This window comes from Bacillus sp. JK74 (assembly GCF_053663395.1).
In genome coordinates this window covers 56,560-81,938 of record NZ_JBSJQB010000005.1, presented here as the reverse complement: position 1 = coordinate 81,938, position 25,379 = coordinate 56,560, and the positions used below count along the sequence as shown (strand labels likewise).

Sequence of the window (25,379 nt, the reverse complement as noted above, 5' to 3'; positions counted from 1 at the left end):
CTTTTATGTCAGAAGTCCATAAAGCAATTTCAGCACATTCCGCAAAACAGCATCAGCACGTCAAAACATTTGTACAGCTTGACTATGAGCGTGAACAGGCCATTGAAGAAGCCATTGTAAAATGCAGACAGAATGAACCGTTCACGACAGATGCCATTAATGGCATCACCGCAAAAATGAACCAGCTGGCGAAAAAGGGCATCGTGCCGCAAAGACGATTCGTAAGTGAAGAGATGGTGAAAGAATTCGTCAGCAGACAGTAATGGATGAACCTGCCGCGTGTGTCATCAGCGCTTGCTGTACATACTATCCGTATCTTCTCTAAAGGGGGATATGACCATGGGCAGAACAAAACTGGGAAACAGAAATGCTCAGCAGAATAACAATGCCAAAAAGAAAAACGGCTTCGGACAGAAATTTGATTCTTATGCCGGCCGTGAAGCTGAAAAGCTGATGGCAAGCAATAAAAGACACGGTGAGTAACGTGACGGCAGCATCTTCCAAATGGGGGGATGCTGTTTTTTTACCGCCTTCTTTGGTAAAATAGGAACATTGAATAAAAAAAGGAGTTTCGATATATGAATAACAAATTACTGCTCGTTGACGGCATGGCGCTTTTATTCCGCTCGTTTTTCGCGACGGCCGTTCATCGCAATTTTATGATAAATGAAAACGGAATCCCGACAAACGGCGTCAACGGTTTTTTAAAGCATCTCATCACGGCGGTTGATACGTTTCAGCCCACACATGTCGTCTGCTGCTGGGATATGGGAAGCAAAACGTACCGCAATGATTTGTTTCAAGATTATAAGGCCAACAGAAGCGAACCGCCGCTTGAGCTGATTCCGCAATTTGATTTAGCGAAAGAAGCAGCGCGAGAGCTCGGGTTTTTAAACATCGGCATAAAAGGCTATGAGGCGGATGACTGTATCGGTACGCTTTCTGCCCTATTTGCCGGGGAAGCGGAAATTACGATTGTAACGGGTGATAAAGATCTGCTTCAATTGCTGAATGAACAAGTTCAAGTAGCGCTGCTGCAAAAGGGTATCGGCAATTATAAGGTATATACAGATGAGATATTCAGAGAAGAAACGGGAGTTCCGCCAAAAGCGCTGATTGACATTAAGGCGCTGATGGGAGACACAAGCGATAACTATCCCGGCGTTAAAGGGATCGGGGAAAAAACGGCGTACAAGCTGATCCGTGAATACGAAAACATAGAACGGTTATTAGAAAGCCTCGCTCTCTTGCCGAAGGGCCAGCAAACGAAAATTCAGCAAAGCTTGAAAGAATTGGAGCTGTCAAGGCAGCTTGCTGAAATACATTGCGAGGTGCCGTTAGTCTGTACGCTTGAAGAAGCACTTTTTTCATTGAAGATGGAGGAAGCATCCTTAATGCTCAGACGCCATCAGATAAAAGGAATTGAAAGAATGCTCGAAAAGCTGAACGCCAGAGAGATCAGCTGATCCCTCTAGCGTTTTGTATTGCTTTTTTTTGCGTTGTTTTCAAGGGCTGATTTCGGGTCTTTATGCGCATTTCCTTCCATATTTCCCTGAGGATTCACGCCCCCGGTCAGCCGGCCTTTATTTTCTTTTCTCATAGCTGTTCACCTCATTTGTAGGATGAACAGTGAGACGCAATTTCATTCCGGTTATTTATTCAGCCGAATCGCTTTTTTTGCGAGCTGATCGGCTGTTTGGTTTTGTCTGCCGGGAATCCACTTAATAAAAAACAATAGAAACCCGGCCTTTAATCGGACGATTTCATCCACAAACGGCTGGAAAGCCTTGTTTTTAACCGCTTCAAGATCCGCGGCCCGCTCCACGATATCCGAATCCGTCCGGAATGACACGGACTCAAATCCGCGGGCGGCACACAGCTTCATTCCTTCAATTAAAGCGAGAAATTCAGCTTCCTGATTTGAATGGTCGCCGATCGGAATTGAGAAAGATTCTGTTTTCCCGTCATGTTTAATAAAAATACCGATACCGGAGGGGCCCGGGTTTCCGGCGCTTGCACCGTCCACGTAAATTTCAGCAGGCATCATCCGTCACTCTCCCTTCGGTGTCATTCGTTTTGCCGCATACGCATAAGGGACAGAAATGAGTGATACCGCAAATTTAATCAGGTAAGTCGAAATAAAGATGCTGAACCATACGCCCGCGGAATAAACGCCGATAAAGGCCACGGCAGTGAAGATAAATGTATCCAGCAGCTGGCTGAGCGCCGTGCTTCCGCTGTTTCTGAGCCAGAGAAGCCTGTCTGAAGGAAAGATTCTCCGAATGGCTGAATATACATAAACATCTATCGTTTGGCTGAAAATAAAAGCCAAGAGGCTTCCGAGCGCAACACGCGGCAGAAAACCGAAAATCGTCTCAAGGGCAGGCTGTGCGATATCTGACGCAGCCGGTTTATATAAAAGAGCCCCCTGCATGGCGCATGTTAAAGCGAGCAGAGTGGAAAAGCCGAGCCAGACGGCTTTGCGCGCTTCCCGGGGACCGTATTTTTCGTTCAGCACATCCGTTGCGAAGAAAACGGTGCCGTACATGATATTTCCCAGTGTTGCCGTGAGCCCGAACAGCTCAACTGTTTTGACAACCTGCAAGTTGGCGCACACCGTGGCGAAACCGATCCATACGAATAGGCCCGTTTTGCCAAATCCTTTATAAAACAGAAGAACAATGATAAAATGAATGACCGCAAATAAGATCCATAACACATCGTTAAACAAAACCTGCTGACTTCCTTTCAATTTGAGAATGGTTTGATTATAGCACACGCCCGTCAACTAATGAATGGTAAGGTGATTTCAATGAATCTTAAGCCGTATATCGAAATAGAAGCAAAAGGAACAGGCCCTGTCGCGTTTTTTTCCGAAGATTGGCTGACCGTTCCGAAAGCGCGCATGCTTGCAAGAGAAGTCAGCCGCTTTCCTTATATAAAAGACATTTATTTTGAGGATGAAAAAGGCGCGAGCTGGACGCTTAAAGAATTAGAAAAGCTTACTGAAGAACTTGCGTACGAACCTGACGACATTACAGTATATTTCGACGGCGGTTTTGACAAAACAAGCGGACGCGCAGGACTCGGAATTGTCGTGTATTATTCTCTCGGCGGCAAGCGGCATCGCATACGGAAAAACAAAAGCTTAACGCTTCAGACGAACAATGAGGCGGAATATGCCGCTTTGTACGAAGCGCTTAAGGAAGTGCAGGAACTTGGCGCAAGCAGAAATTCAATCACGATAAGAGGGGATTCCCTCGTCGTTTTGCATCAGCTTGACGGCAGCTGGCCGTGTTATGATGAAACGCAAAACGAATGGCTGGATAAAATTGAAGCGCTGCTCGAATCCTTAAAGCTGACACCGACATATGAAGCCGTAAACCGAAAGGAAAATCAAGAAGCGGATGACCTTGCCAGAAAAATTCTCTCGGACCGGCAAATTGAAAGCCGCATAACATTAGAAGGTAACGGAGATGACTGATATTGGATAAAAAAAGCATTTATAAAGAATTGACAGAGCTTCAGGATGAATATTGCAAAGACTGTTTCGTAAAAAAGCATTTCCGCAAAGAGTTTGGAAAAACGCACGCTCATTCTTTCTGTATCAACCAATGCACGGTGGGGGAGAAGCTGAAAGCCTACGGCAAGGTGCTGACAAATCAATAAAAAATAAAACCGCAGCTTCTGCGGTTTTATTTTTCGAATTCATCAAGCTGATGCTGGCAATCGTCGAGAAGCATTCGCTGCTTTTGCAGAAAATCCTGGTCGAGAGCTTGCAGTTCACTGGATTGTGACATCGTTCTGGCATCCTGAATCGCTTGGTAAGCAGATTCCACCAAAGTTGAATTTTGGCCCCGGGTAGCCGCTCCCGTTGTTTTCTGGGCAGTTTCCACTGCTAATTCAAGCTGGCGTTTATCCGTCAGTCCGTTTGGAAAAAATTCAGAGTCCATTAAAAAACACCTCCGCAAATAGTTTGGAGATTTTTTTTAGAAATATGTACGGAAAATAGAAAAAAATATAGAAAATAAGCCGATATAACTATTGAACCTGATTAATTAGGGCTTATTTACTATTATTCAGGGTATCTTGGGAGAGAAGGGAAAAACCAGCCGTGAATGATAATGATTTAAAAACAATCCTTCAGCAGACATTTAAAGAAATATACGGTGATTTGGGAAGTTTAGCGGAAATGGCAAAAAAAGGAATGCCGTCAAAGGAGAAGCAAATTGAAGAAATCGAGCAGCGCTGTAAGCAGAATCTTGTCGCAATTGAGATTCAGACGGCAATCAAATAGGAGAGGCATACGCCTCTCCTCTATTTGTCATCTGATCAACATGTATTGAGTTTAGAGTTTTACAACATTAGAAGCTTGAGGTCCACGATTACCTTCGACAATTTCAAAAGAAACTTCTTGTCCTTCTTCTAATGATTTGTATCCTTCTCCTTCGATAGCAGTGAAGTGAACAAATACGTCGTCTCCGCCTTCAACTTCGATGAAGCCGAATCCTTTTTCGTTATTGAACCATTTTACTTTACCGTTTTGCATATTGCTTAATTCCTCCTAGTACTGTAGCACCTTCGTGCTAAAAAAAATTTTGTCATCATCCAACCGTACGTATGTAAACGTTGTTAAATGATGGTTCAACTATACACCATATGGGAGCGGGCGTCAAGCGGCCGCTCCCTATTTTTTATCTTTATTTTTCCAGTAACAAAGCTTAACCGGAAAAAAACAAAAAGCACACGAATCGTTCGTGTGCTTTTCTTTTACGATAATGCCATATCCGCCTTCCCGGCCATCATTTCAGATTCTTTTATAATGTCCTGCAAAATGACTTCAGAAGAGTTGGGGAGGTGAAGGCTTTTAATATTGTCCTTCATCCGGTTCAGTTTCTCCTCATCCGCAAGAAGGGAGGTGACAGACTCTAAAATTTCTTCGTGGCGGTTGACCACGACAGCCGCACCGCGATCTTCAAAGAAAATGGCGTTTTCTTTTTCCTGTCCGGGAACCGGTTTGTACAAAATAACGGGTACTCCGATCGCCGTCGCTTCCGTCAATGTGATGCCGCCTGGTTTTGTGATCATGCAGTCCGTAATACGGAACAGCTCGTCAATTCTTTCTACATAGCCCAGCACTTTCAGCCGGTCGGCATTGTCACCTTCCAAGCTGCTGAGGGATTCTTTCAGCGAGCTGTTTTTGCCGCATACCACCACAACCTGCACCTGATCGTCATGAACGAGATTTTCGCACAGTTCTTTTACGTTTTTCAGCACACCATGCGCTCCCGCCATAATAAGAAGAACTTTTTTGTCGGGAGAGAGATTGTATTTTTTATAAATCGGCTCTTTCGGCATCGATTCCTCGAATTGAGGCCTGATGGGAATGCCCGTGATCTTTACGTTGTTCGGGTGAGTGCCGATTTCAATCAGTTTTTCCTTTACGTAATCTGTGGCGACATAATATTTATCAACATTTTCATGAACCCAGATTTTGTGAAGGCAGAAATCGGTCATAACGTTGAACGTCGGGATCACTTTTCCGGTTCTCCGTCTGTATTCCGGTACGACAATCATCGGAAATGTATTGATAATAATGTCCGGCTTATGCTCTTCGACGAGCTGGCCTAAACGTTTATTTCCCATTTTAAAATAAATATTGAATTTGCGTTTATTATAGATTTTGTCAACTCCGTAATAAAACAAACGATAAAACTGTTTCCCGATTGAGAAGCTTTTTAAATAAAGGTATTGAGTAACCTCTGAAACAATCGGATTTGACTCTTGATACAAATTGGAAACCGTCACATCTAAGCCGAGACGCAGACATTGTTCGTAGAGCGTTTTGGCCACTTGAACATGCCCGTTTCCGTAATTTGCAGTCAAAATTAATACTTTTTTATTGGTATTCAAGTAAATTCACCTCAATGTAATCAACAACAAGCAAGCTTCATGCATCGTAAGGAGTTATTGTCTATAGATAAACATAACACAAGTGCATCATTTTATAATAAGCGCGGCAACATATTTAAACTAAATTTAATTGATATGTTCCATTATTTTAAAGTTTTGTTATACGCATACTGAATCAAGAGTATTTTATCATATTTTTGTCACCGTATCACTCAAAACAAAAATTAATCCCATTCATACGGGGTTTCCTGATATACGTAATAATTCAGCCAATTCATAAACAATAACGTTGCATGAGCTTTCCAGCGGTTAACAGGTTCTTTCCCGCCGGGCGCAAAATAGTGCTTAGGAGCTTCTACGTTTGAAAGATTTCTCTCTATGTCTCTCTCATACTCCTGAAGCAGCGTATCGGTATCATATTCCGGATGACCCGTTAAGAAAATCTGTTTTTCGTCTTTTGAAACGATTAAACAGACCCCCGCTTCCTCTGAAACGCTGAGCACATCCAGATCCGAAGCCGATTGCAGCTGCTCTGTATTAATATCTGTATGCCGTGAGTGGGGCACATAGTATAGCTCGTCAAATCCTCTTACCAATCTCTCATGTTTTTTAAGAACGGTATGCTCAAACACACCGAAGATTTTTTTCGGCAGCTCCACTTTCTCAATGCCGTAATGATAGTATAAACCGGCTTGAGCGCCCCAGCAGATATGGAGTGTTGAAGTGACGTTCGTTTTGCTCCATTCCATGATTTCCTTCAATTCTTCCCAGTAAGAAACATCTTCAAACGGCAGGTGCTCAATCGGAGCCCCGGTAATAATCATTCCGTCAAACCGTTTGTGGCGGATGCTGGAAAAATCCGTATAAAATTCATCCAGATGCTGCCTTGCCGTATTTTTTGGAGTATGTGTGCTCGGAATTAAGAACGTAAAGTGAACTTGTAAAGGTGAATTCCCAAGCATCCTGAGGAGCTGGGTTTCCGTTTGGATTTTTTTCGGCATCAGATTTAAAATCACGATCTTCTGCGGCCGGATATCCTGATGAAAAGCCCGGCTTTCATCCATTACAAAGATGTGTTCACTTTCAAGCACCTGCTTAGCGGGCAGGTGATTTGGTATATTAATAGGCAACATGCCACCTCCGTTATTCCCCGTTAATTTTCTTCATTATAGAAATTTTTAAGCCATTTTTCAATCCATCCTGGCGTAATAAACCGCATTTAACGCATAATGACAGGGATAAAAGCGGTAAATGGACATAAATTCGGAGCGGCTCTTTATTATGACGGGTAAAGAGCCGTTTGGTTCCTCGAAAAATACGTTTTCCGTTAAGTGGAAGGAAAAAGCGGTTACCGTTTGTTTTGCAGTGTAAAACAGGTAAAATAAATGAAGAATGTAAAAAGGAGGGCCGCAGATGACAATTTACGATATAAACGTACGGACCATAACAGGCGAAGACATGACGCTATCGGCTTACAGAGGCAAGGTGATGATCATTGTGAATACAGCAAGCAAATGCGGGTTTACATCCCAGCTCAAGCAGCTTCAGGAGCTCTATGATACATATCGGGAGGAAGGTCTTGAAATATTGGGATTTCCCTGCAACCAATTCATGAACCAAGAACCTGGAAACGAAGCGGAAATTCAAGAGTTCTGTGTGAAAAACTACGGAGTCACATTCCCGATGTTTGCGAAAGTTGATGTCAATGGAGCAGACGCTCATCCTCTCTTCACATATCTGACGGAGCAGGCGAAGGGGATGCTCGGCACAAAAGCGGTCAAATGGAATTTCACTAAGTTTATCGTGGACCGAAACGGTGAAGTCACCGGGCGTTTTTCACCGAACGTCAACCCAAAAGAGCTTGAAGATACGGTGCAGAGGCTTTTGGCCCGATAAGAGGTGATACGGTGAACGAAAAAGAGCAGCTGGAAAGCGTCAGGAATTGGGTCAGAGAAAAGCTTATCAATGAACGTACGGGCCATGACTGGCTTCATATTTCCCGGGTCGCAGCACTTTCTGTTTATATGGCAAAAGAAGAAGGCGCCGACTTATTTATCACTGAGACGGCCGCGCTGGTTCATGATCTGATTGACGCCAAGCTCGAAAAAAGCGAAAGGCTGACGGCAGGCGAAGTGACAGAACGGCTGGCTGCTTTCAACATTGCGGCTGGCTCCATTGAGGAGATCGCGGATATCATCACGAGAATGTCATTCAGACACAGGGAACTGCTGATAAAGCGGCCGCTTTCATTGGAGGGGAAAGTTGTTCAGGATGCAGACATGCTTGATGCGATCGGCGCAGCGGGCATCGGCAGGGCTTTTATGTTTGCCGGCGCGAAGGGTCACCCGATGTACGGAACTCAAACAAGTGTGCTGGCCCATATAGAGGATAAATTAATCAAGCTTAAAGGCTTAATGAATACAAAAACGGGAGCCGGTTTAGCAGAGGAGCGGCATCAATTTCTTTTGCAGTTCGCCGCCCGTATCCAAAAAGAGGCCGGCATCGGCAAAAGCTAAGCGGCGCAATAGAACGCTTGTGCCGACTATGTTAGAATAAGTGTCAGATTGCGCATAGGAGGACCAATATGAAGATTAAATCAATAGAACCGACGCCGAGTCCGAACACGATGAAAGTGATTTTGACTGAAGAGCTTCCGGCAGGGAAAAGCAACAATTACAAGCCCGATCAGGCAGATGATGCTCCGGCCGTCGTACGTGATATTTTAAACATTGAAGGAGTAAAGGGCGTTTATCACGTTGCCGATTTCCTGGCTGTGGAGAGAAACGCCCGTTTTGACTGGAAGGACATTCTGCCTCAGGTCCGTTCCGCTTTCGGAATGGAACATACGGAGCAGTCTGAGAGCCGTTCTGAACAGGAATCGTTCGGTGAAGTGAAGGTTTTCGTACAAATGTTCAGCGGAATCCCGATGCAGGTCAAATTGACGGATGGCGAACGTGAAGAGCGCTTCGGCCTTCCGGAACGTTTCCAAGAAGCCATCTTAAAGCTGCGTTCCGAAGCTTCAAATGTTGTATTTGAGCGGGCTTGGAAAGAACAAGGCGTGCGCTTCGGGGATTTTACCGAAATCGGACACGATGTCACAGAAGAGCTTCAGGCCGCCTACAGTGATGAGCGGCTCAAACGCCTGACAGAAGCAGCCGTACAGCAAAAGGGTGAGGCCAAACCGGCAGTGCAGCGGAAAGCTTATAAAGTGACTTTGGAAATGCTCGATGATGAAGACTGGAAACAGCGCTATGCCCATCTTGAGCAAATGGATCCGGATGAAGACGATTTACCAGTATTGGAAAAGGCGCTGCATGATCCGAAGACTTCGATCAGAAGACAAGCCGTCGTTTATTTGGGAATGATCGAAAAGCCGTCTGTGCTTCCACTGTTATACAAAGCGCTTGAAGACAAAACGGTGACGGTCAGAAGGACGGCGGGTGACTGTCTGTCGGATCTCGGCGATGCGAGCGCCATCCAGGCTATGATGAAATCGCTCAGTGACTCAAGCAAGCTCGTGCGCTGGCGCGCGGCCATGTTTTTATATGAAGTCGGCGATGAAAGCGCGCTGGAAGCATTAAAAGCGGCGGAAGACGATCCGGAATTCGAAGTCAGCCTGCAAGTCAAAATGGCGATTGAACGGATTGAGCACGGAGAAGAGGCGAAAGGTTCAGTCTGGAAACAGATGACTGAAAGCAGAAAAAAAGAACAGTTATAACAAAAAGGTGCGCCATGCACCTTTTTTATTTGAATTCACTTTTTATAAAAATTATTTAGAATATTGTTGAAAAATGATTCAAAACTCTATATAGTAAGTACAATATTAATTGTTGGAGGGTTTTTATCGAAATACAGAAAGAATAGAAAAGCGAGACAGGGCAAAGACACTGTAAACAGGTAATTTGCAGAACGCGCCCTAGAATAAACTGAAAATTTTAAAAATAATGCACAGTCTAAAAACAGTAGGGGGATCACCATGGCAGAATTACGCAGCAACATGATCACACAGGGAATTGACAGAGCGCCGCACCGCAGCCTTCTTCGCGCTGCCGGCGTAAAAGAAGAAGACTTCGGCAAGCCGTTTATCGCGGTCTGTAATTCATACATCGATATCGTTCCCGGGCATGTTCACCTGCAGGAATTTGGAAAAATCGTAAAAGAAGCAATCAGGGAAGCGGGCGGTGTGCCTTTTGAATTTAATACGATCGGAGTAGATGACGGAATCGCGATGGGGCATATCGGCATGAGATATTCGCTGCCGAGCCGCGAAATCATTGCCGATTCAGTTGAAACGGTCGTCTCGGCGCACTGGTTTGACGGAATGGTCTGCATTCCGAACTGCGACAAAATTACGCCGGGAATGCTGATGGCGGCTATGCGGATTAATATTCCGACCATTTTTGTCAGCGGGGGGCCGATGGCAGCCGGCCGTACAAGCGACGGCCGCAAAATTTCGCTTTCTTCAGTATTTGAAGGCGTCGGCGCATATCAAGCCGGGAAAATCGGTGAAAGCGACCTGCAGGAGCTGGAACAGTTCGGCTGTCCGACGTGCGGATCTTGTTCAGGCATGTTTACGGCAAACTCCATGAACTGTCTGTCTGAAGCGCTCGGTCTGGCGCTTCCGGGAAACGGAACAATTCTGGCAACTTCACCGGAGAGAAGAGAGTTTGTGAGAAAATCAGCGGCCCAATTGATGGAGACCATCAAAAAAGACATTAAGCCGCGTGATATTGTCACCGAAAAAGCGATTGACAACGCCTTTGCGTTAGACATGGCTCTCGGCGGCTCAACCAACACAGTGCTACATACGCTTGCGCTTGCCAATGAAGCTGGGGTTGAGTACTCTTTAGAACGCATTAACGAAGTGGCTGAACGAGTGCCTCACTTATCGAAATTGGCGCCGGCCTCGGACGTCTTCATTGAAGATCTGCACGAAGCGGGCGGAGTCTCGGCGGCCCTTAATGAATTGGCGAAAAAAGAAGGGGCGCTTCATCTTGACGCGCTGACTGTAACAGGCCGCACACTCGGAGAAACAATTGCGGGTCATGAAGTAAAGGATTATGACGTGATTCATCCGCTTGACAATCCGTTTACCGAAAAAGGAGGTTTGGCCGTCCTGTTTGGGAATCTGGCTCCGGACGGCGCCATTATCAAAACAGGCGGCGTACAGGACGGGATTACAAGACATGAAGGTCCCGCTGTCGTCTTTGATTCTCAGGATGCCGCGCTTGAAGGCATTATAAACCGCAAAGTAAAAGAAGGAGATGTTGTCATTATCCGTTATGAAGGGCCAAAGGGCGGACCGGGCATGCCGGAGATGCTTGCTCCGACGTCTCAGATTGTCGGAATGGGGCTTGGCCCGAAAGTGGCGCTTATTACAGACGGCCGTTTTTCAGGAGCGTCCCGGGGTCTTTCAATCGGGCACGTATCACCTGAAGCGGCTGAAGGCGGCCCGCTCGCATTCGTAGAAAACGGCGACCATGTCATCGTTGACATAGAAAAACAGATTTTGGACGTACAAGTGCCTGAAGAAGAATGGGAAAAACGCAAGGCCGAATGGAAAGGCTTCGAGCCGAAAGTAAAAACAGGATATCTAGCCCGGTATTCCAAACTCGTAACAAGCGCCAATACAGGCGGAATCATGAAAATATAAAACAGAGGCCTGAACAATTGAATTCCGGCCCCCTCTATAGTATCCTTGACTTCATATAAGGATTTTAGAGGGGGCTTTTTTATGTCAATGGCTTATGAAGAATATATGCGCCAGCTGGTCGTGCCGATGCGCCGTGAGCTGACGGGTGCGGGTTTTCAGGAATTAACGACTGCTGAAGAAGTAGAAAGCTTTATGGAACAGGCAGAGGGCACGACATTGGTCGTTGTCAACTCCGTGTGCGGCTGTGCAGCCGGTCTCGCCCGTCCGGCTGCGACTCAGGCTGTTTTACAGCATGAAAAAGCGCCTGATCATACGGTTACCGTATTTGCCGGTCAAGATAAAGACGCAACTGCAAAAATGCGTGAATATTTTACGGGGCAGGAACCTTCCTCGCCATCAATGGCGCTGTTAAAAGGGAAAGAGGTCGTTCATTTTATTCCCCGCCACGAAATCGAAGGGCATGACATGGAGGAAATTATGAAAAATCTGACGGATGCCTTCGATGCGCACTGCTGAAATGCCCGAATTCCGGGCATTTTCTTTTTGGAGAAAAAGATGATCACAACGAGTTACAGACCAAGCGAATATACGATACACACAGCGCAGTCACTCAGTGTCAGGCTGGGTGACACTTACTGCAGCCGCAATAAACAGCCCATTGAAAAAATGCTGGAACAAGCCGCTAGCGATCTTTTAGTCATCGGAAAGGAGCGGTTCGAACTTTACACGAAGCAAGGGGAGAAGTTCTTTTTTCACCCGAATACAGCGATGTTCCGCGCAAAGCGGTTTTTGAGAGGGGAAGCCGAGCCGTTGTTAAAAGCAGCCGGATTACGCGAGGGGGATTCCTTTTTAGATTGTACACTCGGCCTGGCATCCGATGCGATTTTGGCAAGCCTGGCAGTCGGAAAAAGCGGGCAAGTCATCGGCCTGGAGAAAAACAAGCTTGTCTCATTGCTTGTAGAAACAGGACTTCAAACGTGGGAAACCGGAATGAAGCAGCTCCAAACCGCCATGAAACGCATTCAGGTTAAACATGCCGACTGCGCCGATTATTTGCGGGAGCTTCCTGATTCATCGGTAGATGTCATTTATTTTGACCCGATGTTTCACGAACCTGTTAAAACGTCAGACGGCATTGCACCGCTCCGCGCGCTGGCAGAAGAGGGTTTTAACGAAGAGTGCATCACGCAAGCCGTCCGGGCGGCGAAAAAATGCGTAGTGCTTAAAGACCATTGGAAAAGCCCGCGGTTTGAACGATACGGCTTCAAGGTGCTGAAAAGAAAGACGGCGCTTTTCCACTTCGGTGTCATCCATGTAAGCTCATGATATCATGGGCTTCTTTTTCGTTAATCAGTGATTTCCATAACGACAAAATAAAGCAGCGTGAGAAGTGATACAGTCGCAAATAAAGCGTTAATCATCTCATCCCCTCCTTTTTCTCCTTCTTATTGTAAGCGGTTTATCCGCTCGGTCACAGTTACCAATTTCCCATATTGCATGATAATACGCTGCCGGGCATGACGCCGCGCTTTAATCTATGCTAAAATAAAGGAAAAGAGGACAATAAAACAGAGGGGAACAATCTATCATGAAATTGTGGATGAAAAAGACCCTTGTGGTTCTGTTTACCATTGTAACGTTCGGACTCGTGTCTCCTCCGGCTGCTTTGATGACAGACAAGCCTTCAGGACAGTCGAGCAGTCTTGAGCAGAATGATTACACCGCTTTTTATGATGAACACGCCCTGCCGGGAGAAGCGAAGGCAGGGCGGGAGCCTGAATTACTGTTTCAATCGTATCAGCAGCAGCTTCTCGGTGATGCTGAAAATCAATCATTTTTAAAATTCGGCAGCAAAATCTCTCCGGTCATTGAAGATGATTACAGAAGTGAAATTCTGCCTAAAATCGAAGATGTGATCACAGGACATTTAGCCAAGTTTCAAGATGATGAAGCGTATCAGGATGTGGTTATTTCCAGTAAACCGTCGGCCGGAAAAACCGAAAAAATTTTTCATGTGTATAACAGGCTGACAGGTGAAGATCTTTTAAGGTTCCACGTCCGCCGGGATCATCCTCCGCAAGACGGCTACTGGTTTAATTTTCATTACCATACCGCTGAAGACGGATTTCAATCACATCATGAGCTCGGCAGCATTTACTGGGACCGCAATACGCCGCCTGACTGGATGAGCGTGTAATAGCGAGAAGAAATAAAAAAATCATTTCTGAGAAATTTTGCAGAAATGATTTTTTATTGTGTTACACTACTAAAAGACTAATTTAAAAGGATGAAAAAAATGAAACAATATAAAGATTTGTGCCGTCATGTGTTAGAAAACGGAGAAAAAAAAGGAGACCGTACGGGAACGGGTACGATCAGCACGTTCGGCTACCAAATGCGGTTTAACCTTCAGGAAGGTTTCCCGATGCTTACGACGAAAAAGCTCCATTTTAAATCCATCGCGCATGAGCTGCTTTGGTTTTTAAAAGGAGATACGAATGTCCGCTACCTTCAGGAAAACGGAGTCCGCATCTGGAACGAATGGGCGGATGAAAACGGAGAACTCGGACCGGTTTACGGCTCTCAATGGCGTTCGTGGCGCGGAGCGGACGGCGAGACCATTGATCAAATCTCCCGGCTGATTCATGACATCAAGACAAACCCGAATTCCAGACGTTTAATCGTCAGCGCCTGGAATGTCGGAGAAATTGATCGTATGGCGCTTCCGCCTTGCCACTGCCTGTTTCAGTTTTATGTCGCGGATGGAAAACTGTCGTGTCAGCTTTATCAGCGCTCAGCGGATGTCTTTCTCGGCGTGCCGTTTAATATTGCGTCTTATGCGCTTTTAACAATGATGATCGCGCATGTGACGGGGCTTGAACCGGGTGAGTTTGTTCATACATTCGGAGACGTCCACATTTACCAAAACCATGTGGAGCAGGTGAATTTGCAGCTGACAAGGGATGTCCGTCCGCTGCCGAAACTGCGGTTTGCGCGAAATGTTGATTCTATTTTTGATTTTACGTTTGAAGACTTTATCATTGAGGATTATGACCCGCATCCGCACATAAAAGGAGCTGTCAGCGTATGATTTCGTTTATTTTTGCGATGGATGAAAACCGGCTGATCGGAAAAGATAACGATCTGCCTTGGCACCTTCCCGATGATCTCGCATATTTCAAAAAAGTGACGACGGGTCACACCATTGTAATGGGGCGCAAAACGTTTGAATCAATCGGACGCCCGCTTCCGAACCGGCGGAACATCGTTGTAACCTCACGGGACGAATCTTCATTCCCGGGCTGTATTACCGCCGACTCGGCTGAGGAAGTGCTCAAGCTGATCCCGGCGGATGAAGAGTGCTTTGTAATCGGCGGAGCCCAGCTGTACAGTGCGCTCTTTCCTTATGCGGACAGACTCTACATGACAAAAATTCACCATGTCTTTGAAGGAGACCGTTTTTTTCCGGAATTTAATGAAGCTGAATGGGAATTGACCTCCCGCAAACAGGGAGTAAAAAATGAAAAAAATCCTTACGATTATGAGTACCTTGTATACGAGAAAAAGAATTAAGCAGGGGGACAAGAATTGATTCGTTACGGCTGCCTTGTGATGTACGTTGTATTTATGTTCATGAAAAATATTCAGGAATATATCAATCAAAAAGAGCTTGACCCGCGGCTTTCTTTTCAAAAACAGATGAGGCTGGTGTATGAGCGGCCGAAAGCCTTTATGAGAGGCTGTATTGACGTCTCGGGATCGACAATCGGCATTCATCATGATCAGCCGATCCCGGACGGCCCCGTATTGTATGTGCATCCCAAATTGCGCCCGGCTGATCTTCTGCTGCTCGCGGGACATCTTGAAGAGCCGGCTGGTTTTATCGCTGGCGAGAAAGCTTTCCGGATGCCGTTTCTCGGAAATTGGCTGCGTCTGATGGGTGTCATTTGTGGCGGAGACAGCCGGGATGCAGTGCTTCAGGAGGCGGAAGTCCGTCTGCAAAAAGGGCAAAGTCTGATTCTGTCCGAAGACGGCAAAATCAATCCGGAGGAACTGGCCCTACGTTTCGATCTCCCGATTGTGCCCGTCAGCACTTCGGGAACAGACCGGCTGCTGCGGGGCAGATTACTGAAACGGCTGAAACCGGCTGACATTGAATTACATATAAAGCCCGCTTATTATCCGGCCGGTCAGAAACGGCTCCGTGCATAAAAAAAGCACAGTCTCTATACGAGAGGCTGTGCTTTTTTATTTCAGATAAAGGGAACTTTGACGCAATAAAACAAAATACAGAAAAACATCGAGGCGCTGCCGCCTAAAACAAAACTGTGCCAAATGGCGTGATGATACGGAACCTTTCTCCAAATATAAAATATTGTGCCGGCGGAATACAATAAGCCGCCGAAAAGAAGAAGGCCGAAACCGGGGCCTGACAGCGAAGCGTACAGCGGTTTAATGGCGATGATGATCAGCCAGCCCATCATTAAATAGACAAGCGTTGAAAAAATGATAAACCGCTTCACGAAAAAGATTTTAAACACGATGCCTCCGATGGCAAGCGACCAAACAATAATTAAAAGGGTCAGACCGAGCGCCCCTTTAAGGGGTCCTAATAAAAATGGCGTATATGTTCCGGCTATTAATACGTATATCGCGGAATGATCCACAATCTCAAGAATGTCTTTCGTTTTTTTATGCTGGATGCTGTGCAAAAGAGTCGAGCTGAGATACAGCAGGAGCATTGAAGCGCCGAAGATTGAAAAGCTGACGATGTCTGTCGGCGAGCCGTATTTCACCGCGAAGATAATGAGAAAAATAAGCGCCGGAATCGACAGCAATACACCGATTCCGTGTGTGACGGCATTTGCGATTTCTTCTTTTATTGTGAACAATCAAATGTCCTCCTTTTTAAAGGATTTGTTTTTGCAGTGACTGCAAAAAGGTCAACCCTTCTAATGTGATTTTTGTTCCTGCGCGTCCCCGGCCTTTTGTCACATAGTTCATCTTTTCTAAGTAATCAAGCCTGTTTCTGACTTGCTGGGGCGTTAATGTCATTGTGCTGTTTTCGCTTAATTCGGATATGCTCCGTCTGCTGGCGGGTTCGCCTTTTGTATTTAAGTCTTTAATTGATTCCAAAATAAACAAAAACTCTTCTTTCTCCATCAATGTCAGCCGTTTTTCTTTTTTCTTAGCGGTTTTCGCTTTCTGGCTGTTTTTGATATACGGCGGGACATGCTCGGGATAAATCGTGCTGCCGGATGCTGCCGCGGCCATATAGTGCGCCGCATTTTGAAGTTCTCTGATGTTGCCGTTAAAGGTGTGCCGCTCAAACAGCGGATAAACGGACGGATCGATATGAATATGCTGCCCCGAGGCTGTCAGCATATGCTGCAGAAGAAGCGGTATATCGCTCTTTCGTTCAGATAAAGCAGGGAGCGGAAGGCATAACACGTGAAGCCTGTAAAATAAATCTATGCTGAACGTGTTTTCCGCGCCGGTATCGCCAAGATTCGCCGTGCTGCTTGCAATGATGCGGGCGGAAAGCCCGGCGTCCAGCTCGGAAAGAAGGCGGGCCTGTACCGAGAGCGGCATGTCTCCGATTTCATATAAGAATAATGTTCCGCGGCGGGCCCTGTTTAATGCACCTTCAGCGCCAAACAGTTCATATTCGAGCCGCTCTTCGCTTTGGCTGCAGTGAACGGTAATAAATAGTTCGCTGTTTCTGCGGGATTTATGATGGATCGCTCTGGCCATTTGTTTTTTTCCGGTTCCGACTTCACCTGTTATGAAGACTGGCAAATCAGATAAGGCAAATTGCGAGGCCAATCGTTTCGCTTCTGAAAAGGTGTGATGTTCGCCGGCTAGCTGATAAAAAGGATCAGTTTGTTCAATTACACTCATGAATTGGCTCCTTTTGGTTCTAATTGGTTTAAGTATAACACGTTTATGCGATCGAAAATATCTTTTTCTCTTGTGTCGGTTCATTTATTTTTATTTACAAAATTAAAATAATTATCTTATTGTTCGAATATTCATGTTATAATGGCATATTAAATAGGGATTTAAATAAGAAAGGACTCTGTAAATGAAACCGTTGCTTAAAGAAGACTCTCTCATCCAGGTAAAAGACATTTTAAAAGCGCACCAAAACGTAAAGGACGTGGTGATACATACGCCTTTGCAGAGGAATGACAGACTTTCTGAGAGGTATGGCTGCAATATCTATTTGAAAAGAGAAGACCTGCAGGTGGTCAGATCATTTAAGCTCAGAGGGGCTTATAATAAAATGAGGCAGCTCTCAAAAGAGCAGACTGAAAACGGAATTGTATGCGCAAGTGCGGGAAACCATGCGCAGGGGGTTGCGTTTTCATGCAAACACCTCGGCATTCACGGCAAGATTTTTATGCCGTCAACTACACCGAGACAGAAAGTATCCCAAGTGGAGCTGTTCGGAAAAGAATTTGTTGAAATCATATTGACGGGTGACACTTTCGATGATGCGTATAAGAGTTCTGCGGAATGCTGTGAAAAAGAAAACCGCACGTTTATTCATCCGTTTGACGATCCCGATGTCATGGCCGGACAGGGAACGGCTGCCATCGAAATTTTAAATGACATTGATGTTGAACCGCATTTTCTTTTTGCAGGCGTAGGGGGAGGGGGACTCCTGTCCGGGCTCGGCACGTACATGAAAAACATCTCGCCGGATACAAAAATCATAGCGGTAGAGCCGAAGGGCGCAGCCTCCTATTTTGAATCGAAAAAAGCCGGACAAGTGGTTGAACTTGAGAAAATTGATAAATTTGTCGATGGGGCGGCCGTAAAAAAAATCGGCGCTGAAACCTTTCAAACGCTCGAAACCATCGTCGATGACGTTTTGCTTGTCCCGGAAGGAAAAGTGTGCAGCACGATTCTTGAATTATATAATCAATGCGCTATCGTGGCTGAACCGGCGGGTGCATTGTCCGTGTCAGCACTTGATCTGTACAAAGAAGAGATTAAAGGGAAAAACGTCATCTGCATGGTCAGCGGAGGGAATAATGACATCGGCAGAATGCAGGAGATGAAGGAGCGCTCCATGATTTACGAGGGGCTGCAGCATTATTTTATCGTTAATTTCCCGCAAAGGGCGGGAGCGCTTCGCGAATACCTTGATGAGGTGCTCGGTCCTGATGATGACATCACCCGGTTTGAATACACGAAAAAAAATAACAAAAGCAGCGGCCCCGCATTGGTCGGCATTGAGCTTAAGCATCGGGAAGATTACGGCGCGCTCATTGCCCGGATGAATCAAAAAGGATTTCATTACGTAGAGGTGAATAAAGATCAGGATCTGTTCCACCTGTTAATCTGACTTTTTTTAGAACGGCCGCGCAAAATGACAGACACGCTTTCTCAGATTGTATATAATAAAAAGAAAACAATCGAAAAAGAAGGATTGATATCTTGTTACTCAAAAGCCTAGAGTTCAAACGACAGGACGGGATTCAGGTAAAAGTGACAGAAATACCGGTTGTCACGGAAGGTGAACATTATTTTTTTCAAATTCATCAGCACCTTGAGCTTTATTTGAGAGAAGTTTTTGCTTCACAAAGTGTGAGAACAGTGTATTCATTCCGACAATATGTCAAGCGCCGTATGAAGTGGAAAGATTATGAGGCCGTTTTCATCCAAGAGATTTTAAAACATAACGCATAACGGTGCACATTCCTTAGCGCCTTCCTTTTGATAAGGGAGGGTGCGGGAATTTTTTTATGATGAACGCTGTAAGCGTTTTATCTATGGGGGGGAATGGAAATGAAAAAAATGAAAAGCTTCGCTGCCGTCTTTTGTTTGCTGCTCTTGTGCGCCTGCGGGGGGAAAACGATAAAAGACCCGCTGAACTATCAGATTGAGCCGTTTTCATATCAGAACCAAGACGGGAAAACAGTGTCACTGAAAAGCCTGAAGGGGCATGTCTGGATTGCCGATTTTATGTTTACAAACTGTAATACAGTCTGTCCGCCGATGACGGCCCACATGACCGAACTGCAAAAAAAACTGAAGGCTGAGAACCTGGACGTGCGGATTGTGTCATTCAGTGTAGATCCTGAAAATGATACGCCGAAACAGCTGAAAGCCTTTGCTTCCAAATATCCGCTTTCGCTTCGCAACTGGGATTTTCTGACCGGTTACAGCCAAAAGGACATTGAAGATTTTGCGCTGAACAGCTTTAAAGCAATCGTCAAAAAGCCGGAGGGAGAGGATCAGGTAATACATAAAACTTCTTTTTATTTAGTCGGACCTGACGGCAAGGTGCTTAAAGATTATGACGGCGTGCAGAAGGTTCCGTATGATGATATCCTCTCAGATGTCAAAGCGGCTGAGGAGCTCAAGTAAACTGGCAGATTAGACATTTTCAAAACTGAAAAAACATGTTACACTTTCCACTAGTAGACGGGGAAGGAGCAACCAGATTGAAGCTGCGAATGTTCTCATTGATCGCCGGACTGGCTTTGCTTTTATCAGCTTGTTCTGTCCAGCGCACCGGTTCTGACGCTGAAGAACCGAAAACGAAAGATCATATTGTCATAGCTGCGGTCGGTGATTCATTGACTGAAGGAGTAGGAGATCCTGACGGTTCAGGATACGTCGGCAAGACAGCGGAGTCTCTTAAGAAAAAGGGACATGTGAAAACGGTAGATATTAAAAATTATGCGGTGCAGGGCGACAAAACGTCGGACCTGCTGGAAAAGCTTGATAATAAAAAAGTGCAGAAATCATTAAAGAGCGCCGACTATATCTTTTTTACCATCGGCGGCAATGACTTAATGAAGGTGCTCCGCCAGAATATGATGCAGCTGACGGTTCAGCCGTTCCAAAAGGAAGAGAAACCTTTTGAAAAACGGTTCAAGGCGATCGTTTCAAAAATCCGCAAATATAATGAAAACGCAGAGCTGGTGTATGTCAGCATGTATAATCCGTTCACGTTTACGCTGCCTGAATTAAAAGAAATTAATGGGGTTGTGACGGATTGGAACAAGATCGCCGCAAAAGAGCTGGAAAAAGATCCCCACGCCGCTGCGGTGAATGTTGAAGACTTGTTCAGTCAAAAAAGCGGCAGCAGACGGATTTCAAAGGATGATGATTTTCATCCGAACGCAAAAGGGTATGCACTCATCGCCGACCGATTATACGGCATCATAGAAAAACAAGGGTTACCAGCAGAATAGGGTGAAATGATGAAAAAGTGGAAATCGCTGTTTTTTGTTCTTCTCGCACTCAATGTGATTGCCGCCGCGGTAATTGTGACATTATTGGTTATGCCGAGAGAGCAGGCGAAAATACAAGATCAGACAAAAAGTGAGTACGGCTTTCATATCACAAGCTCCAAAGAATCACTTGCCAGGTTTGTGAATTCGTACTTAAAAGAGAAGGCATCGAATCAGCTTGACTACAAAGTGGACATCAATAACGATGTGCACGTGGCAGGTAAAATCAAAGCATTCTCAACCTCCATTAACGCGGTCGTCACATTTGAACCGTCCGTACAGGAGAACGGAGATGTGGTTTTGAAAGTGACGAAGTTTTCATTAGGCGAATTAAGCCTGCCGATCAGCTTTGTGCTGAATTATATGGACAGCTTTTACGAACTCCCGTCATTTGTGCACGTTCATTCCGGGGATAAAAGCATCGAGATCCGTCTGTCAGAAATGCCTTTAGACAACGGCATGTATGTAAAAGCGGATAAAATCAATCTCGACACGGATGAAATTGAATTTTCCTATTATCATCCGAAACAATAAGTTTTCATAAAAAAACACAGATCCTTTCAGGGATTTGTGTTTTTTTGTGTCAGCGTTTTTTGTCTAGCTTGCTGAACAGTTTGATTAACGTTGCAAGCTCTTCATCAGAGTAGCAGTCAAACCGTTTAAAAAAGTATTCTGTTTTTTTCTGGTTGAAATGATCGACAATTTTCTCCCCGGCTTCCGTAATATGGATTCTGATAATTCGCCTGTCCTCTTTAGAACGGATGCGGGTGATCCATTCCTTTTCTACTAAAGCGTCGGTCACTGCGGTAATGTGGCTTGCGGAGACCTCAAGAATGGGGGCAAATTCCGTTACTTTTTTAGGCCCTTGTTCACTGAGAATCCGCAAAATGGTGAATTCGTTCCTGGACAGCTCTTTATCTAGAATTTCATTAACTTCATTTCTGATTTGTTTAAACACTTTTCGAAGCAAAGCTTCCATATCATACATCATTTGTGTCCTTACTTTCAAATCATGAACCTCCAATATGTAGTCAGCGTGGCATTCGTTCAGCTTCCCCTGAGAGCAGAATTATTTTTATTCTGTTTATACATGCTATAATATAATAATACCACGTATGAACAAAGGAGGGCACCCGTATGTCAGAAAAAAAAGAAATCGCCACATTTGCAGGCGGCTGTTTTTGGTGCATGGTGAAGCCGTTTGACGAACAGCCCGGGATTGAAAAGGTGGTGTCCGGCTATACAGGAGGTCATACTGAGAATCCGACTTATGAAGAAGTGTGCAGTGAAACGACCGGACACAGAGAAGCCGTTCAAATCACATTTCAACCTGACATTTATCCGTATGAAAAGCTTGTCGAGCTGTTTTGGCAGCAGATCGACCCGACTGATGCAGGCGGCCAGTTTGCAGACCGCGGAAGTTCATATCGGGCGGCGATATATTACCATAATGATGAGCAAAAACAAATCGCTGAAGCCTCAAAAAAACAGCTTGAAGAAAGCGGCATATTTAAAAAGCCGATCGTCACAGACATTTTAAAGGCTGAGCCTTTTTATGAAGCGGAAGGCTATCATCAGCACTTTTATAAGAAAAATCCTGATCACTACGGGCGCTACCGTGTAGGTTCCGGACGTCAAGGCTTTCTGGATGAGCATTGGAGGGACAGATAAGATGGCTTTTAATAAAGAAGAAAAAATCAAATCATTAAACCGCATGCAATATGAAGTCACGCAAAATAACGGAACGGAGCCGCCGTTTCAAAATGAATTCTGGGATCACAAAGAAGAGGGGCTGTATGTTGATATCGTATCAGGAAAGCCCTTGTTTACATCTCTGGATAAATTCGATTCTCATTGCGGCTGGCCCAGCTTTACAAAACCGATTGAGGAAGAAGAGGTTGACGAAAAACTGGACACAAGCCACGGGATGATCCGGACGGAAGTGAGAAGCAAAACAGCGGACTCCCACTTAGGCCACGTATTTAATGACGGCCCGGGGCCAAGCGGTCTCCGTTATTGCATTAACTCTGCGGCACTCCGGTTTATTCCGAAAGACAAGCTGAAGGAAGAGGGCTATGAATCCTGCCTGCATTTATTTGAAAAATAGAGCTCAGCAATAAGGCCTGCCTATCAGACAGGCCTTTTTTCTATGTTTTTTTTTCTTCATGTAATCGTTCAATAATTTTTACGATTGTGTCTTTTGTGATGAGCGGCGCCTGATCGGATTGATATCTGGGGAGATTGACCTTCCGAAATTCCGGATGTTTGGCGGGATCCGGCAATATCGCGTAAAGATTGCCCCATTCATATAAAGATTCCGTCTCATGAGGAGAGGTCAGTTCTTCATGAAGCTTCTCACCGGGGCGTTTTCCCACTTCAACAGCGGCTGGCCGCGGCAGTCCGTGCCGGAACGCATATTCTTCAAACCCGTGAAGCAGTTCTTCAAGCCTCAGGGACTCCATTTTAAAAATAAACGTTTCTCCGCCCTTTGTAATCGCCGCAGATTGCAGAGTGAGCGTTGCGGCGTCATCGATCGACATAAAAAACCTCGTCATGTTTTTATCCGTAATGGTGAGCGGACCGCCTGCCATCAACTGCTCAAATAAAATAGGAATAACGGAACCGCGTGAACCGAGCACATTGCCGAAGCGGACCGAACAAAACACCGTACCGCGGTTTTGAACATGATGATTTGCCTGATGAAACAGCTTCTCGGACAACAGCTTCGTAGCACCCATTGTGTTTACCGGGGAAACGGCTTTATCGGTTTTTTAAGATATTTACTGCATTTTGAGGAACTATCAGTGGCGGTGAGATCGAAAGCGAAAAATTAAACCTCAGGATAGGGGTGATTTCAAACTGAGCCGGAATTGGTCCTTTTCTTTTTTGTGTCATCGTAACGATAACATCTTTGAAGACCATTCTTAATAGTGAGTTCTTTTTCTCTGTGCTTGTTTCAATGTGGTATTGATCAATTATCTTATTTATGTTGTTTCTGACTGTATTACTGTCTATTTCTGATTGTACTTCTTGAGTTCCATCGAGCTCATGCTTGGCAATCTGGAGTTCTTTAAATTCTTCATCTAAAACAGCTTTTCTTTTCAAAAAAAGTTCATCAGTGTAAATGCCGCTTTCATATTTCTCGAAGATAAAATTCTCTTTGTTTTTTAACTCTTGTTCTTTTTGTGAAAGATGTTCAGACATTTGCTTCTTTGTTTTCATATTACTATTTACGTCTTCGTATTTAGAAATCATCGAAATGATATGTTTTGTTAAAGTCTTATTATCTAAGTTGCTTAAAGAAGAGAGGTAATCCAGAATGGCATTTTCAACATCGTTATATCTCACATAAGTGCATTTATTCTTTTTGCAAGTGAGTGATTTAACGTGATACACACTTTCCGTGCCGTTTTTGTTTTCTCGCGTTCGCCTAGTTTCGTATTTAGATAATGGTTCACCGCACTTAGAACAAGTGCATACGCCTGCCAATTCACTTAATTCCAATGCGTTTTTATTAGGCAGCAAGGGAACTTTGTTTGCAATTTTCTCTTGTGATTGTTGAAATTGTTCTTGATCTATTATAGGGGCGTGTGCATCCGATACTACAATTTGTTCCTTTTCAGGTCTAATTGTTCGTTTACCGTCTTTTGTTTTTTCCCTAACCTTATATTTAACAGTTCCGATATACGCTTCGTTTTGCAGAATTGCTTTAATTGTGTATTGATTCCAGCGCTTTTTTCCTGATGGAGTCGGTATTTGTAATTTTGTTAAGTGAGAAGCAATCGCTGTATAACTATAATCTTTTCCATTCAACCCATTTAAAAAGATGTTAAAGATGAATTGAACGACTTTTGCTTCTTCTTCGACTGGGACTAGTTTGGATGTTTTTTTGTTTAACCGGTATCCATAAGGCGCTAGTCCGGAAATCCATTTCCCTTGTGCCGCATATGTGTATTTAGCGCCTGTCATACGCTCTCTGGTCATTTCAAATTCTTCTCTGGCCATAAACAATTCAAAACGAATCTGACGCATGTCTGCAGGATTTCGAGGGTCATAAACTTTATATGGTGTAATGATAATCAATCGCTTGCTTTGAAGAAGGTTAACAATTTGTCCCGCATCACTGTAGCTCCCGCGGCTGAGTCTTGTTATTTCTTTAACAGCAATTGCCTGGTACTTGCCTTCCTCGAGGTCTTTAAGACATTCTTTAAAAACAGGGCGACCCTCAATGCTTTCTCCTGACCCGATTTCCATTTTTAATTCATAGGGGATTTCAATCGGCTTCAGTATTTTATTCATGAGTTCATTTTGTTCTGTTAGCGTATCTTCGCCTGTTCTTTTTTCCCGCTCCATATCCTGACGAGAGCGTCTAAGATAACCCAAAATATTTGTAATGTTGTAAGAATGAACGATGTTTTTTAACTCCAAAAAATCAGCACCTCCTCTTTATTGTATTTACTGTAAAAACAGAAGTATTCGTACAATATTCTGTCTGACATTGAATACGAAAATAACGTAATATATTGTAAGGATTGTATTGTTTGAATCTTGATCTATTCTAA

At 44.7% G+C, this 25,379-nt stretch carries 33 protein-coding genes and 3 pseudogenes; 23 read left to right on the top strand and 13 right to left on the bottom strand.

Features of this window, described 5'->3' with window-relative positions:
* Positions 1-5 precede the first annotated feature (5 nt).
* The 3 genes from ACWJJ5_RS14965 to ACWJJ5_RS14955 all read left to right on the top strand — a co-directional run bounded on the left by ACWJJ5_RS14965 (position 6) and on the right by ACWJJ5_RS14955 (position 1,466).
* Positions 6-263: a YpbS family protein gene (locus ACWJJ5_RS14965; protein WP_031378990.1), complete on the top strand. Its 258-nt coding sequence runs from the start codon at positions 6-8 to the stop codon at positions 261-263.
* Positions 264-339: 76 nt separating this feature from the next.
* Entirely contained in the window at positions 340-483 is a 144-nt protein-coding gene (locus ACWJJ5_RS14960; RefSeq protein WP_003153570.1) for a hypothetical protein, read from the top strand.
* 95 nt (positions 484-578) lie between these two features.
* A complete protein-coding gene (locus tag ACWJJ5_RS14955; protein ID WP_070082003.1) occupies positions 579-1,466 on the top strand; it encodes a 5'-3' exonuclease in 888 nt (295 codons plus the stop codon).
* A 5-nt stretch (positions 1,467-1,471) separates the two neighbouring features.
* Here ACWJJ5_RS14955 and sspL read toward each other — a convergent pair whose 3' ends face one another.
* From sspL to ACWJJ5_RS14940, 3 genes are read right to left on the bottom strand one after another with little or no spacing between them, the layout of a single operon-like run.
* Positions 1,472-1,600 carry a small, acid-soluble spore protein L gene (gene sspL / locus ACWJJ5_RS14950; protein ID WP_003153575.1) on the bottom strand — a complete coding sequence of 43 codons (129 nt, stop codon included), beginning with the start codon at positions 1,598-1,600 and terminating at the stop codon, positions 1,472-1,474.
* A 51-nt stretch (positions 1,601-1,651) separates the two neighbouring features.
* On the bottom strand, positions 1,652-2,044 hold the full coding sequence (locus ACWJJ5_RS14945; RefSeq protein WP_454022526.1) for a reverse transcriptase-like protein: 393 nt from the start codon (positions 2,042-2,044) through the stop codon (positions 1,652-1,654).
* A gap of 6 nt (positions 2,045-2,050) precedes the next feature.
* A complete protein-coding gene (locus ACWJJ5_RS14940; protein ID WP_003153578.1) occupies positions 2,051-2,731 on the bottom strand; it encodes a queuosine precursor transporter in 681 nt (226 codons plus the stop codon).
* Positions 2,732-2,812: 81 nt separating this feature from the next.
* On the opposite strand from ACWJJ5_RS14940, the gene ACWJJ5_RS14935 reads away from it, so the two are divergent.
* Positions 2,813-3,484, top strand: a complete 672-nt coding sequence (locus ACWJJ5_RS14935; protein ID WP_024085518.1) for a ribonuclease H family protein — start codon at positions 2,813-2,815, stop codon at positions 3,482-3,484.
* A 2-nt stretch (positions 3,485-3,486) separates the two neighbouring features.
* On the top strand, positions 3,487-3,669 hold the full coding sequence (locus tag ACWJJ5_RS14930) for a zinc-finger domain-containing protein (protein ID WP_003153581.1): 183 nt from the start codon (positions 3,487-3,489) through the stop codon (positions 3,667-3,669).
* A 26-nt stretch (positions 3,670-3,695) separates the two neighbouring features.
* Here the strand turns inward: ACWJJ5_RS14930 and ACWJJ5_RS14925 are convergent, their stop codons facing one another.
* The gene (locus ACWJJ5_RS14925; RefSeq protein WP_007409519.1) at positions 3,696-3,953 is read right to left on the bottom strand and encodes a DUF2564 family protein; all 258 of its coding nucleotides are present in this window, start codon (positions 3,951-3,953) and stop codon (positions 3,696-3,698) included.
* Positions 3,954-4,114: 161 nt separating this feature from the next.
* Here ACWJJ5_RS14925 and ACWJJ5_RS14920 point away from each other — a divergent pair, with 161 nt between their 5' ends.
* Positions 4,115-4,297 (top strand): hypothetical protein, encoded by a 183-nt coding sequence (locus tag ACWJJ5_RS14920; protein WP_077722488.1) that lies wholly within the window; start codon positions 4,115-4,117, stop codon positions 4,295-4,297.
* A 51-nt stretch (positions 4,298-4,348) separates the two neighbouring features.
* Here ACWJJ5_RS14920 and cspD read toward each other — a convergent pair whose 3' ends face one another.
* The 4 genes and pseudogenes from cspD to metA all read right to left on the bottom strand — a co-directional run bounded on the left by cspD (position 4,349) and on the right by metA (position 7,043).
* Positions 4,349-4,549 carry a cold-shock protein CspD gene (gene cspD / locus ACWJJ5_RS14915; RefSeq protein ID WP_003153604.1) on the bottom strand — a complete coding sequence of 67 codons (201 nt, stop codon included), beginning with the start codon at positions 4,547-4,549 and terminating at the stop codon, positions 4,349-4,351.
* Positions 4,550-4,564: 15 nt separating this feature from the next.
* Positions 4,565-4,676: pseudogene (locus tag ACWJJ5_RS14910) on the bottom strand (hypothetical protein); the annotation flags it as partial.
* A 94-nt stretch (positions 4,677-4,770) separates the two neighbouring features.
* Positions 4,771-5,913, bottom strand: coding sequence for a diglucosyl diacylglycerol synthase (locus ACWJJ5_RS14905; protein ID WP_007409520.1), 1,143 nt, complete (start codon positions 5,911-5,913; stop codon positions 4,771-4,773).
* Between the two features lie 224 nt (positions 5,914-6,137).
* The gene (gene metA / locus ACWJJ5_RS14900; RefSeq protein ID WP_003153608.1) at positions 6,138-7,043 is read right to left on the bottom strand and encodes a homoserine O-acetyltransferase MetA; all 906 of its coding nucleotides are present in this window, start codon (positions 7,041-7,043) and stop codon (positions 6,138-6,140) included.
* Between the two features lie 283 nt (positions 7,044-7,326).
* Here metA and ACWJJ5_RS14895 point away from each other — a divergent pair, with 283 nt between their 5' ends.
* From ACWJJ5_RS14895 to ACWJJ5_RS14850, 10 genes are all read left to right on the top strand, one after another.
* Positions 7,327-7,809, top strand: coding sequence for a glutathione peroxidase (locus ACWJJ5_RS14895; RefSeq protein WP_007409521.1), 483 nt, complete (start codon positions 7,327-7,329; stop codon positions 7,807-7,809).
* Positions 7,810-7,820: 11 nt separating this feature from the next.
* Positions 7,821-8,429, top strand: coding sequence for an HD domain-containing protein (locus ACWJJ5_RS14890; RefSeq protein ID WP_070082001.1), 609 nt, complete (start codon positions 7,821-7,823; stop codon positions 8,427-8,429).
* A gap of 68 nt (positions 8,430-8,497) precedes the next feature.
* On the top strand, positions 8,498-9,631 hold the full coding sequence (locus ACWJJ5_RS14885) for a conserved virulence factor C family protein (RefSeq protein ID WP_165625690.1): 1,134 nt from the start codon (positions 8,498-8,500) through the stop codon (positions 9,629-9,631).
* Between the two features lie 258 nt (positions 9,632-9,889).
* Positions 9,890-11,566, top strand: a complete 1,677-nt coding sequence (ilvD, locus tag ACWJJ5_RS14880; RefSeq protein WP_454022504.1) for a dihydroxy-acid dehydratase — start codon at positions 9,890-9,892, stop codon at positions 11,564-11,566.
* A gap of 81 nt (positions 11,567-11,647) precedes the next feature.
* Positions 11,648-12,082 (top strand): BrxA/BrxB family bacilliredoxin, encoded by a 435-nt coding sequence (locus ACWJJ5_RS14875; RefSeq protein ID WP_003153619.1) that lies wholly within the window; start codon positions 11,648-11,650, stop codon positions 12,080-12,082.
* A gap of 39 nt (positions 12,083-12,121) precedes the next feature.
* Positions 12,122-12,892: a class I SAM-dependent methyltransferase gene (locus tag ACWJJ5_RS14870; protein WP_454022503.1), complete on the top strand. Its 771-nt coding sequence runs from the start codon at positions 12,122-12,124 to the stop codon at positions 12,890-12,892.
* A 262-nt stretch (positions 12,893-13,154) separates the two neighbouring features.
* Positions 13,155-13,763, top strand: coding sequence for a YpjP family protein (locus ACWJJ5_RS14865; protein WP_031378998.1), 609 nt, complete (start codon positions 13,155-13,157; stop codon positions 13,761-13,763).
* A gap of 99 nt (positions 13,764-13,862) precedes the next feature.
* Entirely contained in the window at positions 13,863-14,657 is a 795-nt protein-coding gene (locus ACWJJ5_RS14860) for a thymidylate synthase (protein WP_102422248.1), read from the top strand.
* Positions 14,654-15,139 carry a dihydrofolate reductase gene (locus ACWJJ5_RS14855; RefSeq protein ID WP_025649779.1) on the top strand — a complete coding sequence of 162 codons (486 nt, stop codon included), beginning with the start codon at positions 14,654-14,656 and terminating at the stop codon, positions 15,137-15,139. Before ACWJJ5_RS14860 ends, ACWJJ5_RS14855 begins: the two co-directional genes overlap by 4 nt.
* 15 nt (positions 15,140-15,154) lie before the next feature.
* Entirely contained in the window at positions 15,155-15,778 is a 624-nt protein-coding gene (locus ACWJJ5_RS14850; protein ID WP_015417675.1) for a lysophospholipid acyltransferase family protein, read from the top strand.
* A gap of 41 nt (positions 15,779-15,819) precedes the next feature.
* Here the strand turns inward: ACWJJ5_RS14850 and trhA are convergent, their stop codons facing one another.
* The gene (trhA, locus tag ACWJJ5_RS14845) at positions 15,820-16,458 is read right to left on the bottom strand and encodes a PAQR family membrane homeostasis protein TrhA (protein WP_003153625.1); all 639 of its coding nucleotides are present in this window, start codon (positions 16,456-16,458) and stop codon (positions 15,820-15,822) included.
* A gap of 16 nt (positions 16,459-16,474) precedes the next feature.
* Positions 16,475-17,467, bottom strand: coding sequence for a sigma-54-dependent transcriptional regulator (locus ACWJJ5_RS14840; RefSeq protein WP_454022502.1), 993 nt, complete (start codon positions 17,465-17,467; stop codon positions 16,475-16,477).
* A 184-nt stretch (positions 17,468-17,651) separates the two neighbouring features.
* Between ACWJJ5_RS14840 and ilvA the strand changes: the two genes are divergently transcribed.
* The 5 genes from ilvA (at position 17,652) to ACWJJ5_RS14815 (ending at position 21,351) form a co-directional block, all read left to right on the top strand.
* The gene (gene ilvA / locus ACWJJ5_RS14835; RefSeq protein WP_031379000.1) at positions 17,652-18,920 is read left to right on the top strand and encodes a threonine ammonia-lyase IlvA; all 1,269 of its coding nucleotides are present in this window, start codon (positions 17,652-17,654) and stop codon (positions 18,918-18,920) included.
* A gap of 92 nt (positions 18,921-19,012) precedes the next feature.
* Complete coding sequence (locus ACWJJ5_RS14830; RefSeq protein ID WP_094247854.1) at positions 19,013-19,264, top strand: DUF2535 family protein; 252 nt, start codon at positions 19,013-19,015, stop codon at positions 19,262-19,264.
* A gap of 99 nt (positions 19,265-19,363) precedes the next feature.
* Positions 19,364-19,945, top strand: coding sequence for an SCO family protein (locus ACWJJ5_RS14825; protein ID WP_003153633.1), 582 nt, complete (start codon positions 19,364-19,366; stop codon positions 19,943-19,945).
* Positions 19,946-20,022: 77 nt separating this feature from the next.
* Positions 20,023-20,778 carry an SGNH/GDSL hydrolase family protein gene (locus tag ACWJJ5_RS14820; RefSeq protein WP_369614708.1) on the top strand — a complete coding sequence of 252 codons (756 nt, stop codon included), beginning with the start codon at positions 20,023-20,025 and terminating at the stop codon, positions 20,776-20,778.
* A gap of 9 nt (positions 20,779-20,787) precedes the next feature.
* Complete coding sequence (locus ACWJJ5_RS14815; protein WP_454022501.1) at positions 20,788-21,351, top strand: YpmS family protein; 564 nt, start codon at positions 20,788-20,790, stop codon at positions 21,349-21,351.
* A 49-nt stretch (positions 21,352-21,400) separates the two neighbouring features.
* Here the strand turns inward: ACWJJ5_RS14815 and ACWJJ5_RS14810 are convergent, their stop codons facing one another.
* On the bottom strand, positions 21,401-21,826 hold the full coding sequence (locus tag ACWJJ5_RS14810; RefSeq protein ID WP_003153639.1) for a MarR family transcriptional regulator: 426 nt from the start codon (positions 21,824-21,826) through the stop codon (positions 21,401-21,403).
* Positions 21,827-21,954: 128 nt separating this feature from the next.
* Here ACWJJ5_RS14810 and msrA point away from each other — a divergent pair, with 128 nt between their 5' ends.
* Together msrA and msrB are read left to right on the top strand one after the other, a co-directional pair.
* On the top strand, positions 21,955-22,488 hold the full coding sequence (msrA, locus tag ACWJJ5_RS14805) for a peptide-methionine (S)-S-oxide reductase MsrA (protein WP_003153641.1): 534 nt from the start codon (positions 21,955-21,957) through the stop codon (positions 22,486-22,488).
* A 1-nt stretch (position 22,489) separates the two neighbouring features.
* Entirely contained in the window at positions 22,490-22,924 is a 435-nt protein-coding gene (msrB, locus tag ACWJJ5_RS14800; protein ID WP_003153643.1) for a peptide-methionine (R)-S-oxide reductase MsrB, read from the top strand.
* Between the two features lie 40 nt (positions 22,925-22,964).
* On the opposite strand, the pseudogene ACWJJ5_RS14795 reads toward msrB, so the two are convergent.
* A pseudogene (locus tag ACWJJ5_RS14795) lies at positions 22,965-23,585 on the bottom strand (polysaccharide biosynthesis protein); the annotation flags it as partial.
* Positions 23,561-25,245, bottom strand: a pseudogene (locus ACWJJ5_RS14790) (recombinase family protein). The pseudogenes ACWJJ5_RS14790 and ACWJJ5_RS14795, both read right to left, overlap by 25 nt.
* Positions 25,246-25,379 lie beyond the last annotated feature (134 nt).